The 13,209-nt window shown below is 68.0% G+C and carries 16 protein-coding genes; 8 read left to right on the top strand and 8 right to left on the bottom strand.

What is annotated here, in order from left to right; all coding sequences use genetic code 11:
• Nucleotides 1-24: 24 nt before the first annotated feature.
• From KBZ12_RS11340 to KBZ12_RS11330, 3 genes are all read right to left on the bottom strand, one after another.
• Complete coding sequence (locus KBZ12_RS11340; RefSeq protein ID WP_254958067.1) at nucleotides 25-1,359, bottom strand: CmpA/NrtA family ABC transporter substrate-binding protein; 1,335 nt, start codon at nucleotides 1,357-1,359, stop codon at nucleotides 25-27.
• A 339-nt stretch (nucleotides 1,360-1,698) separates the two neighbouring features.
• Nucleotides 1,699-2,208 (bottom strand): phosphate-starvation-inducible PsiE family protein, encoded by a 510-nt coding sequence (locus KBZ12_RS11335; protein WP_254958066.1) that lies wholly within the window; start codon nucleotides 2,206-2,208, stop codon nucleotides 1,699-1,701.
• Nucleotides 2,165-2,821, bottom strand: coding sequence for a Crp/Fnr family transcriptional regulator (locus KBZ12_RS11330; protein WP_254958064.1), 657 nt, complete (start codon nucleotides 2,819-2,821; stop codon nucleotides 2,165-2,167). The genes KBZ12_RS11335 and KBZ12_RS11330 overlap by 44 nt, the downstream gene beginning before the upstream one ends.
• Before the next feature lie 252 nt (nucleotides 2,822-3,073).
• On the opposite strand from KBZ12_RS11330, the gene KBZ12_RS11325 reads away from it, so the two are divergent.
• On the top strand, nucleotides 3,074-3,958 hold the full coding sequence (locus tag KBZ12_RS11325; RefSeq protein WP_254958063.1) for a DUF6671 family protein: 885 nt from the start codon (nucleotides 3,074-3,076) through the stop codon (nucleotides 3,956-3,958).
• A 230-nt stretch (nucleotides 3,959-4,188) separates the two neighbouring features.
• On the opposite strand, the gene KBZ12_RS11320 is transcribed toward KBZ12_RS11325, so the two are convergent.
• The gene (locus KBZ12_RS11320; protein ID WP_254958062.1) at nucleotides 4,189-4,614 is read right to left on the bottom strand and encodes a thiol-disulfide oxidoreductase DCC family protein; all 426 of its coding nucleotides are present in this window, start codon (nucleotides 4,612-4,614) and stop codon (nucleotides 4,189-4,191) included.
• 77 nt (nucleotides 4,615-4,691) lie between these two features.
• On the opposite strand from KBZ12_RS11320, the gene KBZ12_RS11315 reads away from it, so the two are divergent.
• Nucleotides 4,692-5,525 carry a lysophospholipid acyltransferase family protein gene (locus KBZ12_RS11315; RefSeq protein WP_254958061.1) on the top strand — a complete coding sequence of 278 codons (834 nt, stop codon included), beginning with the start codon at nucleotides 4,692-4,694 and terminating at the stop codon, nucleotides 5,523-5,525.
• Here the strand turns inward: KBZ12_RS11315 and KBZ12_RS11310 are convergent.
• On the bottom strand, nucleotides 5,516-6,133 hold the full coding sequence (locus KBZ12_RS11310; RefSeq protein ID WP_254958060.1) for a hypothetical protein: 618 nt from the start codon (nucleotides 6,131-6,133) through the stop codon (nucleotides 5,516-5,518). The two genes, KBZ12_RS11315 and KBZ12_RS11310, sit on opposite strands and share 10 nt — an antisense overlap.
• Before the next feature lie 81 nt (nucleotides 6,134-6,214).
• Here KBZ12_RS11310 and KBZ12_RS11305 point away from each other — a divergent pair, with 81 nt between their 5' ends.
• Nucleotides 6,215-6,463 (top strand): hypothetical protein, encoded by a 249-nt coding sequence (locus KBZ12_RS11305; RefSeq protein ID WP_254958058.1) that lies wholly within the window; start codon nucleotides 6,215-6,217, stop codon nucleotides 6,461-6,463.
• A gap of 27 nt (nucleotides 6,464-6,490) precedes the next feature.
• Here the strand turns inward: KBZ12_RS11305 and KBZ12_RS11300 are convergent, their stop codons facing one another.
• Entirely contained in the window at nucleotides 6,491-7,006 is a 516-nt protein-coding gene (locus tag KBZ12_RS11300; RefSeq protein ID WP_254958057.1) for a hypothetical protein, read from the bottom strand.
• A gap of 247 nt (nucleotides 7,007-7,253) precedes the next feature.
• Here KBZ12_RS11300 and KBZ12_RS11295 point away from each other — a divergent pair, with 247 nt between their 5' ends.
• The 5 genes from KBZ12_RS11295 to KBZ12_RS11275 all read left to right on the top strand — a co-directional run bounded on the left by KBZ12_RS11295 (nucleotide 7,254) and on the right by KBZ12_RS11275 (nucleotide 10,205).
• Complete coding sequence (locus KBZ12_RS11295) at nucleotides 7,254-7,442, top strand: hypothetical protein (protein ID WP_254958056.1); 189 nt, start codon at nucleotides 7,254-7,256, stop codon at nucleotides 7,440-7,442.
• A gap of 263 nt (nucleotides 7,443-7,705) precedes the next feature.
• Nucleotides 7,706-8,320, top strand: a complete 615-nt coding sequence (locus KBZ12_RS11290; RefSeq protein WP_254958055.1) for a triacylglycerol lipase — start codon at nucleotides 7,706-7,708, stop codon at nucleotides 8,318-8,320.
• A gap of 49 nt (nucleotides 8,321-8,369) precedes the next feature.
• The gene (locus KBZ12_RS11285; RefSeq protein ID WP_254958054.1) at nucleotides 8,370-8,930 is read left to right on the top strand and encodes an isoprenylcysteine carboxylmethyltransferase family protein; all 561 of its coding nucleotides are present in this window, start codon (nucleotides 8,370-8,372) and stop codon (nucleotides 8,928-8,930) included.
• 83 nt (nucleotides 8,931-9,013) lie between these two features.
• Nucleotides 9,014-9,709, top strand: a complete 696-nt coding sequence (locus tag KBZ12_RS11280) for a superoxide dismutase (RefSeq protein WP_254958151.1) — start codon at nucleotides 9,014-9,016, stop codon at nucleotides 9,707-9,709.
• A 79-nt stretch (nucleotides 9,710-9,788) separates the two neighbouring features.
• Complete coding sequence (locus tag KBZ12_RS11275) at nucleotides 9,789-10,205, top strand: cupin domain-containing protein (RefSeq protein WP_254958053.1); 417 nt, start codon at nucleotides 9,789-9,791, stop codon at nucleotides 10,203-10,205.
• 10 nt (nucleotides 10,206-10,215) lie between these two features.
• On the opposite strand, the gene KBZ12_RS11270 is transcribed toward KBZ12_RS11275, so the two are convergent.
• The gene (locus KBZ12_RS11270) at nucleotides 10,216-10,431 is read right to left on the bottom strand and encodes a Nif11-like leader peptide family natural product precursor (RefSeq protein WP_254958052.1); all 216 of its coding nucleotides are present in this window, start codon (nucleotides 10,429-10,431) and stop codon (nucleotides 10,216-10,218) included.
• Nucleotides 10,428-13,181, bottom strand: coding sequence for a cation-transporting P-type ATPase (locus KBZ12_RS11265; protein ID WP_254958051.1), 2,754 nt, complete (start codon nucleotides 13,179-13,181; stop codon nucleotides 10,428-10,430). The genes KBZ12_RS11270 and KBZ12_RS11265 overlap by 4 nt, the downstream gene beginning before the upstream one ends.
• Nucleotides 13,182-13,209 lie beyond the last annotated feature (28 nt).

Here is a 13,209-nt window from a genome sequence, read left to right as displayed (position 1 = left end):
AGGGGGGACTCGGGGGCTTGCGCTTCAGCGCTTGATCTTGAGGCTGTTGAGATAGCTCTGGGGATTCTCCGGATCGAAGACGATGCCGTCGAAGAAGGTCTCCTTGCCGCGGGACGAACCGGTGGGGATGTCCTTGGTGGGCAGCCCCAGTTCGGTGGCGGCCTGACGCCAGATATCCTCCCGGTTGACCTTGTCGACGAGGGCCCTGGCCTGCTCGATCGTGGTGAGCTTGCCTGGGTGCATGTTCCAGCGCAGGGATTCCACCAGGAACCACAGACTCAGGCTCTTATAGGGATAGGAAATCACACCCCGATCACTCATCCAGTAGATCGGACCCAGCTTCGGATCCTTCACGGGTTTCCGATCGGCGCCCAGCAGGTACTGGCCCTTGAGGGCAGGCTCCAGCACCTCCATGGGAGTGTTGAAATAGGCGCGGGAGCTGATCAGCTTGGCCACCTCGCTGCGGTTCTCGGGCTTGTCGGCCCATTGCTGGGCCTCGATCAGGCCCTTCACCAGCGCCACCGCCGCCTTGGGATTCTTATCGACCCAGTCGGCGCGCATCCCCAGGAACTCCTCCGGGTGGGCCGGCCACATCTGGGCGGTGAGGGCGGCCAGGTAGCCGATGTCATCGGTGACGATCCGGAACGGCCAGGGATCGCCGGTGCTGAACGCCTCCATGGTGCCGTTGCGCATCCCCTGGAGGGTTTCGGTGGAGGGCACGGTCAGCAGTTCGATGTCCTTGTCGGGATCGATACCCCCGGCCGCCAGCCAATAGCGGATCCAGAGGTCTTGGTTGGCGTTGGGGAAGGTGTAGGCGGCACGGAACTTGCGGCCCTGCTTTTCCGGGAATCGCTTGAAGACGTCCACACTCCGGGACAGATCGAGGCCGAGATTCTCGGCCTTGAGGCTGTTGGAGATGGCGATGCCGTTGGCCTGGCTGATCAGCTGGGCCAGCACCACCATGGGCACCTTCTTGCCGTCGGTGATGATCCCCTCGGTGATCAGATGGGGCATGGGCGACTGCCACTGGCCACCATCGATGCCGCCGCCGGCGGAGCCGAGCACCACGTTGTCGCGGGCGGCGGGCCAGCTGGCCTGCTTGGCCAGTTCCACCTTGAGGCCGTGCTTGGCGAAGAAGCCCTTCTGGACCCCCACCACCAGCGGGGCGGCTTCGAGGATGGGGATATAACCCAGCTTGACCGTGGTGGTCTCCAGCTTGGCGGCGGCGGCGGCATCAGGCTTGGGGGCGGTGCCACTGGAGCCGCTGCGGTCGGGGGGATTGCCGAGGCATCCGGCAAGCAGCAGGGAGGTCCCGAAGGTGCCTCCGAACAGGGTGATGAAGCGACGGCGACTGGTCATGGCGTCCGGGGAGGAACAGGGGGGAGAAAAGGGATGGCCAGTGAAGAAGAAAGGGGTGCTCGGTGAACAGCTCCTTGAGGTATTGGAGTGGTCAGAACTATCTCGTGGGAGCTGAGACGATGGTGGACGGAAGTGAACCCAGATCGGAACGGTGAACAGTGGTTCGCGGTCCTGAATCTGGAGTCCGGCAACGTTAGTGGCTGAACTCGATTGTTGGGTGCTGACTTGAAGCAGACTTGCCAATCGTCTCAATAATCCTGACTTATGCATCCAGGAATACATGGTTCTGGAGGCAGGTATTCAGGACAACAACCACTGAAAATTGAGCCGGAGATTCAGCTATTCCTGATGCTGGCGCATCCGCGCCGACACCTGGGCTTCGGGGTCGAAGCCGGCGAAGGTGGGCGGCAGCCACACCCTCACCACCATCAGCAGGGCCATGGTCATCAGAAACAGGCAGACCGCAAGAATCTGTTGCCAGTCCGTCTCCAGCACGCCGCGGACGATCACTTCCCGCAGTACCGACACGATGGCGATCTCCACCGCCACGCCGATCGACACCCGTTGTTCCTGGAGGTAGATGATCAGCAGGCGGAACAGCTCCACCAGGATCAGGATGAACAGGCTGTCGGCCGTGACCTCGTGAAATTCCGATGTGGAGAAGAGGGTCGAGAAGGTTCGCTTCAGCTGGAGCACCATCACGCCGAACAGCCCCAGGCAGAGGGAAATGGCAATCAGGTCCTGGACGGCCTCGAGGGACTGGACGATCTGGCTGCGGCGGAGCTGCTGATGCCAGGGGATGGCGTCATGGAGTGTCGAAACCGGCGTTCCGGTGGGCGGGTGGTTCATGGCGAAGGGTTTTCGGGAACCGGAACGGGGCCACGGGAAGGGGGTCTGGGGTTTCGCTTGGGGTCGGCAGGCTGGCGTCGCGAGGGACGAGCAGATCGGCCTCGCTGACCTTGACGACCTGACCCTTGCTGCGGAACCGGGTCAGGGATTTGGTCACGGTGACCCTGGTCATGCCGGCGATCTCGGCGAGCTGGCGGTGGGTGAGGTTCATGTCCTCCAGCGAGAGGGTGGTGCCGCTGCTGCTGACCCGGCCGAAGCGGGTGCCGATCCAGTGCAGCAGGCGCAGCAGTCGTGAATCGGCAGGTCTGACCCGGTGGATTTGCAGCAACTGGGTGGTCTGGGTGAACAGATCCCGCATGAATTCCAGGGTTTCGCTTTCGCTGGGTTCGAACTCGACCACCGCCACCTTGGTGAGGCAGATGAGTTCGTAGGGCGTCACCCTGCAACCGGTGGGAGTGATCAGGTCGCCAGGGCCCCAGATGCCAAGGGTGATGGACTCCCCCTCCTCATTCCAGGTGTTCGCACGGATGTAGCCATCGTCGATCTGCCAGCTCAGGTCGGCCGGCAGATGATCGTCGGCCCGCAGAGTCAGGCGCAGCGGTCGGGCAGGCATGGCGAGGGTCATGTCACGGCGGATGGCATGGCTGGAGACTCCTGCGGGCGGGGGTGGATGCTGCTGAAAACTGGCCTGGAACTTTTTGTTGTCAGGGGTGCCCGAACCTCCCGTGGAAAGGCCCTTGTCGGAGTCCGGGAACATTAATGACTGGATTCGGCTGTTGGGTGCTAGCTCAACGCAGGATTGCCAATCCAGCCGATAAGCCCCGGTGATCGGATTGCCCGCCTGGCTCTTGTTCTCTCACCGCCGGTGATCGTGCCACCCGTCTCCAACGCGCTGGACCCCTATGGCGGCCGTCGGGTGAGCCTGGCCACCTGCCATGGCAAGGAGAGGGCGCTGGCGCGTCCCTTCCATCGGGGCCTCGACCTCACTGTCGTCGTAGCCACAGGTTTCGATACGGATCAGCTGGGCACCTTTTCCGGCGAACGTTCCCGTCCTGCCGATGCCAGACAGACCTGCCGGCAGAAGGCGGAAGCCGGCATGGACCACACCGGTCTGGATCTCGGTCTGCCCAGCGAGGGCAGTTTCGGTCCCCACCCCAGCTTTCCCTGGCTGGCGGTGAACCAGGAATGGCTCACCTTCGTGGACCGACGGGCGGGCCTGGTGATCGCCGACAGCCTGCTCGCCAACCGCACCAACTTCGAACACCGGGTGGTGTCGCCAGGGGACGACATCGAGGCCTGGCTGCGGCGGGTGGGTTTCCCCTCCCATGGGCTGATCGTCCGTCCTCACCTAGGGGACGCCTCCGGGGAGGCTCCGGTGATCAAGGGAGTCCGGACGGCAAGGGCGCTGGCTGAAGCGCTGGGTCGCTGCGCCGGGGCCTCCATCGATGGGCGTGCCCGCCTCGAGACCGACATGCGCGCCCACTGCAACCCCACGCGCCTGGGGGTGATCCGGACCCTGGCGTTCCGGCTGGTGCGACGGATCGCCCGTCGGTGTCCTGAGTGCGCGGCGCCGGGCTGGGGGCCAGGGGAGGGACTGGCCGGGCTGCCGTGCGGGTGGTGCGGTCTGCCGACGCCGCGACTCCGGGCGGACGTGCGGGAGTGCGTGGCCTGCGACCACCGGCAGGAGCGGCCCCGACGGGATGGCAGGCGCACGGCGGATCCCGGTGACTGTCCGCGCTGCAACCCCTGAGGGGCTCCGGTCGTGGCCACTACCCCATGGGGTGTCCGGTTGACGCCGTCTCCCCTGAGGCAGCTCCTAAGTTCGAAGTCTCCTGGAATCCTCTTCCGGTGCGGTCATCTTCTGGGGGGCCGCACCGGTTTTTTCTGCTTCCCCTTTTCCAGCTCGCGTCGAGCCAGCCTGGCGAAGCAGGCCGATGGTCTGGCGCTCCAGGGGCAACGGAAGGGATGTCCCTGGGCGGCTCAGGGCTGAAGGGTGGCGCCGGCAGCGACGGGTGTTGCAGAGCAACGATCGCGGCAGAGTGTCTCCAGCCCGGGCCGGCCGGTGATCGCCAGCCGCCAGCGGGCCCAGAGTCCGTAGAGGGCGTTCACCAGCGGCCGCAGCAGGGGCCAGCGGGTGGGGGCGTAGAGCCAACCGAGCCCCACGAGTTCGTAGGCCTGGCGGAACACTTCCACATCCCGGATCACGCTTCCGTCGGCGCGCAGGGCGTGCATGCGCCCCATGGCGTCGGCATAGGTGATACCGCCATGGTGCGCCGGGTCGTAGGCGGGGTCATCCACATCCACGAAGGCCAGGCGGCCCTGCTCTGCATCGCGGCGGCGCAGGGTCTTCACCTCCCGCACACACAGGGGACAGGCGCCATCGAACAGCAGGGTGAGTTCGGCCATGGGGTTGAGCCTAGAAAGGGCAGCCTGCTGGTCGGGCCCGTCCGGTGGCCAGACTCCAGTCCACGTCCCTCTCCCCCATGCCCGTGTCCCGCCAGGCCGCGCTGCAACGCTGGCAACGCCGGGATCCGCAGTTGATCCAGCGTCTGATGCCCTTCTGGGGTTGGCTCTACCACCATTACTTCCGCGTTGTCTCCGATGGCTGGGAGCACATCCCCGACGCCGATCCGGTGCTGTTCGTGGGGACCCACAACGGCGGGCTGGCGGCCCCCGACATGCACATGGTCATGTACGACTGGTTCCGCCGCTTCGGCCTGGAGCGCCCGGTGCTGGGGCTGGCGCACCCGAAGGTCTGGCTGGGCTACCCGCCGCTGGCGGATCTGGCCTCCCGCACCGGCGCCATCCCGTACCACCCTCGCCTGGCCCTGGCGGCCCTGGAGGAGGGGAACAGCCTGCTGGTGTATCCCGGCGGCGGTCAGGACACCTTCCGTCCCCACCGGGACCGGGGCCGCATCCACTTCGCCGGTCGCACCGGCTTCCTGCGTCTGGCGATCTGGCAGGGGCTGCCGATCGTTCCCCTGATCTCCTGGGGGGCCCACGACACCCTGGTGGTGCTCGAAGACTTCTATCCCCAGTTCCGGGCGCTGCACGAGCGGGGGATGCCATGGTTGTTCGGCATCGACCCGGAGGTGATGCCCCTCTACCTGGGCCTCCCCTGGGGGCTGGCCCTGGGACCGCTGCTCAACCTGCCCCTGCCGGTGCGGATCCGCACGCGGGTGTGCCCGCCGATCCGCTTCGAGCGCAGCGGCTATGCCGCCAGCCGCGACCGGGCCTATGTGCAGCAGTGCTACCAGCGGGTGACCGACACCATGCAGCAGGCGCTGGACCGGTTGGCGGTCGAGGCTCAGCGGTAACGGGAGGGGGCTCCGTAGGACTGGGTGGGAATCGACTGGGGTGACGGGCCACTGCCGAGGCGCTGGGGCAGGCCATCCCGTTGGCGTTGCAGTTCGGCGAGGGAGGGGGTTTCACCCAGGGCCAGGCCTGTCAGCACCGCCAGTTCCTGCTTCAGCTGGTTGGCAGGCCTGGGGTTCACGAAGCGGAAATTGAGCGTTGTCTTGTCGCCGGCGCTGTCGTAGCCCACCACGGAGAAGTGGAGATCGGCGGTCTTGCCGGCCTTCGATCCAGCCAGGGCCCCGCCCACCATGCCTCCCACCAGGCCGATCGGGCCCAGCAGCAGGCCACCGGCGATGGCCCCGGCGGTGCCGCCACCCACAGCTCCCACGGTGCCGTTGGTGCTGTCGTAGGTCTCCTGGCCGCCGGCGTACCAGCGGGCGATCCGGCCGATGGGGATGAAGCTGTTCCTTTCGCCGATGCCGTTGGCGTCGAGGTTGATGCTGCAGGGGTTGTTGCCGCAGAGGGCCTGGTAGGTGGTGGACGTCGCCGGGGCGGGAAGCAGCAGGGCCAGGAGCAACGGAGTGGCCTGGCCGGCTCGGAGTCGAAGCCGGGCTCGAGTGACGGTCATGGGTCGAGCGTGGAGGGCCCCGCCAGTCAATCGGCGCTTGTCAGCGGCGCAATGGGGCCGGGGCCACGGGGTGATGACCGGATGTGTCCGGCGTGCCGGTGTGCCCATCGCTCCGATGATGGTCATCGATTTCCCGGTGTCCCCGGGGCCCGCCAGCAGGGGCAGGCCGATCGGCACCACACCGGCGCCATTCCCCTGGTGGTGGCCGATGCCCCTGTGGCCTGGCAAGGGAAGGCGGCCCTCAGTGCGGTGATGGGTCTGCTGCTGAGTGCCATCGCCGTCCAGATGCTCGTCAGCGGCCTGCGGGGCTGCTTTCCGGTGCTGGCCTGAACGGCCGCGGGTTTTTGCGCCGCCGATTTAGAGGCAGCCGAGCCTGGGGGGCGTCGGCGGCCCCTCAAAGGGATCGATCGCCAGCTCCCGATCCAGCAGGGTGAAGATGTCCTGGATCACGGCCGCTCGGGTGGCCACCCAGAGAAAGCCCTCCAGGGGCGCCGCCAGAAGGGGGTCCCACAGACAGAACTGGGGATGCTGCCGGTACATGCGGGTGGCCAGGGGCAGCAGGAAACGGGTTTTCGGGAACTGGTCGTCGCCGTGGTCAAAGGTGACGACGATGGCGAACTCCAGTTCGCCCCTGGGGGTGTATCGGTCGATCCGTGTCTCCCCTTCGGAGCCGGGGAAGGGCGAGAGCCGGTACTCCACATAGCGGCGGTGAAAGGGGTTCTTCTGCTCCTTCCAGGTTTTCGCCTCCACCCCCAGCTCTGTCGCCAGCTCGTTGAGCAGCAGATAGGAGTGGGTGCGAAGGGATTCCTGGAGCTCGTCGGTTCTGGTGCTCTGGAGCCGCCACCGTTCCGCCAGCGCGTCATAGCGGTTCATCTGGGGCGGCTCATCCAAGTTTTCCTCTCTCTCTCAGCTTATCTACGGCCTGAGCGCTGGCGAGGAAGGGTCTCAATGGCGGTACAGGGGCTGGTGTCGGGGATCGTTAACCCCCCCCCAAAGTCCTGTCAGTGTTTGAAATCTGGCCAGGGTGGACGAGAGCGGCACGGCTGCAGCAGCACCGCTGCGCCGCATTGGTCATGAGCGATAACTTGGTGTACGCTTAAGGAGCGGTGAAGCGGCGGCCATGGATCCTGTCAGTCCCGTAGCCCAGTTGGCGGTGGCCGCGATCAGCGGAGCTGCTTTCCTGATCTCGATGGTGGTGGTTCCTTTCCCTGAGTCGAAGGCCGACTCCTCGGCTGCCATGTCGGCGCCCTCCGAGCCCACCAGCTCCCTTCAGTCCCTGCAGCCCAGTGTCTCGGCGTTCCTGAAGTAAAGCTCCGTCAGCGGCGTTCGTTCTGTCAGCGACTCTTTCGATCACGTCAGCCTGAGAGGCCCTGAAGGCGGCCCTCCTGACTACCCACCGCAGGCTGTGTCCCGTCAACAGCCGTGCTCCAAGATTATCAAGCCCATCCCACCGTTCGCTGAGCGACGGTGGCCGCTGATCCCGGAGGCCGCGGCTCTCAGCAGCAGCGTCCCTCGCCAGCGGAACCCAAGAGCCATACCATCGCAGGATGGGGGCCCTGCCTTTTTTTTGCCATGTGTTCCGGCCGGGAATCCTCCGCCCGGCCCCCGCTGGTGCTGGTGCACGGACTCTTCGACACCCCCAGGGTGTTCGACAGTCTCAAGCGCCATCTGGCCGGCAGGCGTGAGCGCCTGTTGCTGCCCGCCCTGCCCCTGCGCTTCGGCATCGCCCCGATCCAGACGTCGGCCCAGCGGCTCGCCGGACACATTGAGGCGGCGTTCGGTGCGAACGAGCCGATCGACATCCTGGGCTTTTCCATGGGTGGCGTCATCGCCCGCACCTGGATTCAGCAGCTGGGCGGCCATGTCCGCACCCGCCGTTTCCTCAGCCTCGGCAGCCCCCAGCAGGGCACCCTGACGGCCCAGCCCTGGCCACGCCTGCCCCTGGCCGGCATCGCCGATCTCAAGCCGGGCAGCACCCTGCTGCGCCAGCTCAACGGGGATCTCAGTTCCCTGCAGGGGATCGAGTGCTGCAGCTATGGCACCGCCGTGGATCTGATGGTGGTGCCGGGCTGGCATGGGGTGTTGCCGATCGGGCCGCGGCGGATGTTGCCGGTCTGGAGCCACCAGCAGCTGCTGCGCCACCCGGCGGCCCTCGATGCCCTGGTGGAGGAATTGCTGCGCGCCTGAAGGCGGTTCCGGCCCAGCATGGAGGTGGACGCCGATCTGGGAGGTCACCATGCCGAACGCCCTGGCCGAACGACTCACCGCCTGGGGATTTTCCTGGGCGGGACTACGCGACAACCGCCGTGGTGAGTGGTGGCTGATCGCCCAGATGGCCCTGATCGTGGCCCATCTGCTGCCGGCCACCCCCTCCCCCGTCTCCCTGGGGCTGCACTGGCCGCTGGCGCTGCGCCTCGGGGGTCTGGTGCTGTTCGCCCTGGCTCTGGTGCTGGCCGGCCAGGGCGCCCTGAACCTGGGCGCCAGCCTCAGCCCCCTGCCCGAACCGATGCCCGAGGCCGCCCTGGTCACCACCGGCGCCTACGGCCGTTGCCGCCACCCGCTGTACCAGTCACTGATCCTGTGCTCGCTGGGGGTCACCGTGGCCCTGGGCAGCCTGCTGCATCTGGCCCTGCTGCTGGGGCTGGTCGTGGTGCTGGGGTTCAAGGCGCGGCGGGAGGAGACCGGCCTCTGCAGCCTCCATCCCCAGTACGAGGCCTATCGCGCCACGACCCCGGCGATCCTGCCGGGTCTGCCCTGGCTCGACTGGCGTTCGGCCGGCTCCGGCAGGGCCGGTTAGAACCGATGCCGATGCTCCCCGCCCGGCCCATGGTTTTGTTGCCGCTGTTGCGTGTCCTGAGGGCTTGCTGCCTGGCCGGACTGATGGCTCTGGCGGTGTTCGCCGCCGGTGTACGGCCGGCGCTGGCTGCCTACGTCCTGCCGCCGTTGCCCTACCCGGTCGATGCGTTGGCCCCGTCGGTCGATGCCACCACGATGACGATCCACCACGACCGTCACCACGGCGCCTACGTGGCCAACCTCAACGCCCGGATGGCGGACCATCCCGAGCTCGAGCGGCTGTCGCTCGAGGATCTGCAGGGCCGGATCTCCCAATACCCGGCCGCTGTTCGCAACAACGGGGGCGGCCACTACAACCACTCCCTCTTCTGGCGTGTGATGGCACCGCCCGGCCAGGGGGGCACGCCGTCGCCGGAGCTGGAGGTGGCTATCACCGCGGCCTTCGGTTCGCCCGAGGCCCTGCAACGGCGCTTCGCCCAGGCGGCGGCCGAGCGCTTCGGTTCGGGCTGGGCCTGGCTGATCCGCCGGCCCGATGGGGCCCTGGCGATCACCAGCACCGCCAACCAGGACAATCCGCTGATGGACCTGCCGGGGATCGAACGGGGTCTGCCCCTGCTGGGTCTGGATGTGTGGGAGCACGCCTACTACCTCAACTACCAGAACCGCCGACTGGAGTACATCGACGCCTGGTGGTCGTTGGTGAACTGGAACGAGGTGAATCGACGCTTTGCTGAAGGCTCCGGTGCCACCTTTACTGACGTCAGCGACCGTAAAACCTGACAGCACCAGTTGTCGGTAGCCGATACGACGATCACCCGGGAAAACGGTCGCGAAAGTTAACCCAATTGCTGCGAACGTCATGGCCCTCTCCCGCAACGTGGAACACCTCCCCATGGAGCGCTCGCTGCATGGGGAGGCGGTGGTCTCCGCCCCCCGCGCCAGCGACGAAACCCTGATCGCCGAGATCGCCAGCGGCGACTCTTTCGAGCTCTTCTGCCACCGCTTCCAGACCGATCAGCTGCTCGTGCTGCGCGGATCGATCGATCTGGTGGTGCTCCAGAACCGCCAGCTGCGCCGCATCCCGCTGCGGGAGGACGAGGGCCTCTGGGTCCGGATTCCCCCCGGGGTGCCCCACGGCGCCATCAACCGGGGCCGGATCCCCGCCCTGCTGGTCAATGCCGTGCTGCGCCACGGCCCCAGTGATCCCCGGGACTACCGCGCCCTGCCGGTGCCGCATCAGCTGCGCAGCCAGTGGCGGCGGCTGGCGGTGGCCTAGCTGGCCCCCATCAGTTGTATTCCCCCGGAATGTCCTGCTTGGTTACCGTGACCCGGCCGACCTTCTTCCCCGACAGCCGCAGCAGCTCATCCCCAGAGAAGTCGAAGCCCTTGCCGGCGGCGATCTGGGCCACGTCGTCGGCTGTGGCGGCGGCCAGCACCTGGCTGCGCAGGGCCTCGTCGTCCTGCATGCGGGCCAGGAAGGAGCGCGCCTGATCAAGGCTCATGCGCTGGTGGAGGGGTGGGGTGAGCGCCCAGCATGGCGCAGCCCCGAAGTGAGCCCCTTCTCCAGCTCCAGGTAGGCCACGAAGGCGAGGCTCACCCCTGCGCAGGCCGCCAGATCGAAGGCCGACAGAGCGGTGACCCCGAGGAACCTGGCCATCGGCGCCACGTAGAGGAGTATCAGCTGCAGGGCGGCGGTGGCCAGCACCGCCCCCAGCAGCCAGGGGTTGGCCAGGGGAGGGGTGCGCCACAGAGGCCGGTCGCTGCTGGCCGAGAGGGCATGGCCCAGCTGGGCCAGGCAGAGGGTGGTGAAGGCCATGGTCTGCCAGGGACGGCCGAGGTGGGAAGCCACCAGCATCAGCGCCACCACCAGGGTCCCGAACACCAGCCCGATGCGCAGGATGGCGCTGCCCAGCCCGCGGGCGAAGAGCGATTCGCCGGGCTCGATCGGCGGTTGGTGCATCAGATCCTCCCCGGGTGGCCCCAGGGCCAGGGCCAGGGCCGGCAGGCCGTCGGTCACCAGGTTGATCCAGAGGATCTGCAGGGGTGTCAGGGCCAGGCCAATCAGCGGCGCCGAGCCGATGGTGATCAGTTCGCCCAGGTTGCAGCCCAGGATGAAGCGCACGAAGCGGCGGATGTTGGCGTACACCTGCCGTCCCTCCTCCACGGCATTGACGATGGAGGCGAAGTTGTCGTCGAGCAGCACCACATCAGCCGCCTCCCGGCTCACGTCCGAGCCGCTGATGCCCATCGCCACCCCGATGTGGGCCTGGCGCAGGGCCGGGGCATCGTTGACCCCGTCACCGGTCATGGCCACCACCGCGCCCGTCGCCTGCAGGGCCCGCACGATCCGGAGCTTCTGCTCCGGCAGTACCCGGGCGAAGAGGCTGGTCCGCCGTACCAGCACTTCGAGCGCCGCCGGGTCGAGGCCCTCCAGCTCCGGTCCCAGCACGATCGGGCTGGCCGGATCCGCCAGGCCGATGGCCGTGCTGATGGCCCGCGCCGTGAGGGGATGGTCGCCGGTGACCATCACCGGCCGGATGCCGGCCCCATGGCAGCGGGCCACGGCACTGGGGACCTCTGGCCGGGGCGGATCGCGCTGCGCCATCAGTCCAACCAGCACCAGGCCGTCCACTCCGGCTGCCGGCCCTGGGTGGTGCGGGCGGCAGGCGAAGGCCAGCACCCGCAGGCCGCTGGCGGCAAGCCCGCGCGCTTCCGCCAGCCACCAGTCCTGCTGGGCTGGCGTGAGGTTCCGCGCCCCGGCCCCATCCAGCCAGCGATCGCAGTCTTGCAGGATCGCCTCCGGGGCTCCCTTGACGATCAGCAGCTGGGACCCCTCTGTCGGGGAGGAGCCGAAGGGGGCTGGATCCAGGGGGGCCGCCAGGCGGCCGTCGGGGTCGTCCACCCAGACCGCCATCCTTTGGCGCTCGGCGCTGAAGGGAGTCTCCGCCAGGCGTCTGTGCTTCGCACGCAGATCGGAACCATCCAGGCCAGCCTTGGCAGCGGCCTCCAGCAGGGCCAGTTCGGTGGGATCCCCCACCCTTCCCTGCTGCCCTGTTTCAGCGTCGTTGCAGAGCACGCCGGCCTGGAGCAGCAGATCCGGTTGGCCAGGGGCAATGCCGGCCCCGGCCCCTGGCGGCGGCGCCAGCTCCCTGAACCCGAAGCCATTCTCGCTGAGCTCCAGGGCCTGGGTGCCGCAGCGCATCTCCACCACCACCTGGCGGTTCTGGGTGAGGGTGCCGGTCTTGTCGGTGCAGATGACGGTGATGGCGCCGAGGGCCTCCACCGCCGGCAGATGGCGGATCAGGGCGGCCCGCCGCACCATCCGCCGGGTGCCGATCGCCAGGCTCACCGTGATCACGGCCGGCAGCCCCTCCGGCACGATCGCCACGGCGGTGGAGAGGGCCAGCTCCAGCAGGGCCAGGGGGGAGCCGCCCAGCAGCCAGCCCCCCAGCACCACCGCCGCCACCAGGACCAGGGCCCAGGCCACAAGCCGGCCTGAGAGGTCCGCCAACCGTTTCTGCAGGGGGGTCGGCTCGGGGCGGGCGGTGTGGATCAGGGTGGCGATGCCGCCCAGCACGGTGGCCATGCCCGTGGCGGTCACCACGGCCAGCCCCCGCCCCCGCCCCACCTCGCTGCCCAGAAACAGGCAGTTGCTGCACTCCAGCACCGGTGTTCCGGCTGCCAGCGGCGGTTCGGCGCGCTTGCTCACCAGTTCGGCCTCGCCGGTGAGGGCCGCCTCCTGCAGCCCGAGTTCGTTGCCCTCAAGCAGCCGGGCATCGGCGGGTACCCGATCGCCGCTCTCCAGCCGGATCAGGTCCCCCGGCACCAGCTGGTCAGCAGGGAGGCGTTGCCAGTGCCCGCCCCGGCGGACCCGGGCCAGGGGCTGGGCCAGGTTCAGCAGACTGCGCAGGGCCAGCAGCGCCTGGCTCTCCTGCAGGTAGCCCAGCAGGGCGGTGAGGGCCACGATCAGCAGGATGGCGATCGCGTCCTTGGGAACGGTGTGGTCGAGCAGCGCCAGTCCGGCGGACACGGCCGCCACCGCCAGCAGCAACACCAGCATCACGTTGCTGAACTGATCCAGCAGGATCCGCCAGCGTCCCGGGCCCGGTGGAAGGGCGAGTCGGTTGGGTCCGGCGCTGGCCAGGCGTTCGGCCGCAGCGGCCTCGCTCAGGCCCGCCTCCCCCACCCCGAGCCGACGCAGGCATTCGCCCCCGGAAAGGGCCTGCCAGGCCGTGGGCTCGGGAGGGAACATGGCGGCCACTCAGTGGCATTTTGACCCT

This window comes from Cyanobium sp. Cruz CV13-4-11 (genome assembly GCF_024346055.1).
Classification (GTDB): domain Bacteria; phylum Cyanobacteriota; class Cyanobacteriia; order PCC-6307; family Cyanobiaceae; genus Cyanobium.
Note: the sequence above shows the minus strand (reverse complement) of the source record. Positions and strands in the feature narration are given on the sequence as shown.

Bases quoted from the DNA above. Each gene is read 5' to 3' on its own strand.
- KBZ12_RS11340 (WP_254958067.1), bottom strand. From the start codon at position 1,359: ATGACCAGTCGCCGTCGCTTCATCACCCTGTTCGGAGGCACCTTCGGG.
- KBZ12_RS11285 (WP_254958054.1), top strand. From the start codon at position 8,370: ATGCCGAACGCCCTGGCCGAACGACTCACCGCCTGGGGATTTTCCTGG.
- KBZ12_RS11270 (WP_254958052.1), bottom strand. From the start codon at position 10,431: ATGAGCCTTGATCAGGCGCGCTCCTTCCTGGCCCGCATGCAGGACGAC.
- KBZ12_RS11300 (WP_254958057.1), bottom strand. From the start codon at position 7,006: ATGAACCGCTATGACGCGCTGGCGGAACGGTGGCGGCTCCAGAGCACC.
- KBZ12_RS11295 (WP_254958056.1), top strand. From the start codon at position 7,254: ATGGATCCTGTCAGTCCCGTAGCCCAGTTGGCGGTGGCCGCGATCAGC.
- KBZ12_RS11310 (WP_254958060.1), bottom strand. From the start codon at position 6,133: ATGACCGTCACTCGAGCCCGGCTTCGACTCCGAGCCGGCCAGGCCACT.
- KBZ12_RS11280 (WP_254958151.1), top strand. From the start codon at position 9,014: ATGGCTCTGGCGGTGTTCGCCGCCGGTGTACGGCCGGCGCTGGCTGCC.
- KBZ12_RS11320 (WP_254958062.1), bottom strand. From the start codon at position 4,614: ATGGCCGAACTCACCCTGCTGTTCGATGGCGCCTGTCCCCTGTGTGTG.
- KBZ12_RS11275 (WP_254958053.1), top strand. From the start codon at position 9,789: ATGGCCCTCTCCCGCAACGTGGAACACCTCCCCATGGAGCGCTCGCTG.
- KBZ12_RS11330 (WP_254958064.1), bottom strand. From the start codon at position 2,821: ATGCCTGCCCGACCGCTGCGCCTGACTCTGCGGGCCGACGATCATCTG.
- KBZ12_RS11265 (WP_254958051.1), bottom strand. From the start codon at position 13,181: ATGTTCCCTCCCGAGCCCACGGCCTGGCAGGCCCTTTCCGGGGGCGAA.
- KBZ12_RS11290 (WP_254958055.1), top strand. From the start codon at position 7,706: ATGTGTTCCGGCCGGGAATCCTCCGCCCGGCCCCCGCTGGTGCTGGTG.
- KBZ12_RS11315 (WP_254958061.1), top strand. From the start codon at position 4,692: ATGCCCGTGTCCCGCCAGGCCGCGCTGCAACGCTGGCAACGCCGGGAT.
- KBZ12_RS11305 (WP_254958058.1), top strand. From the start codon at position 6,215: ATGTGTCCGGCGTGCCGGTGTGCCCATCGCTCCGATGATGGTCATCGA.
- KBZ12_RS11335 (WP_254958066.1), bottom strand. From the start codon at position 2,208: ATGAACCACCCGCCCACCGGAACGCCGGTTTCGACACTCCATGACGCC.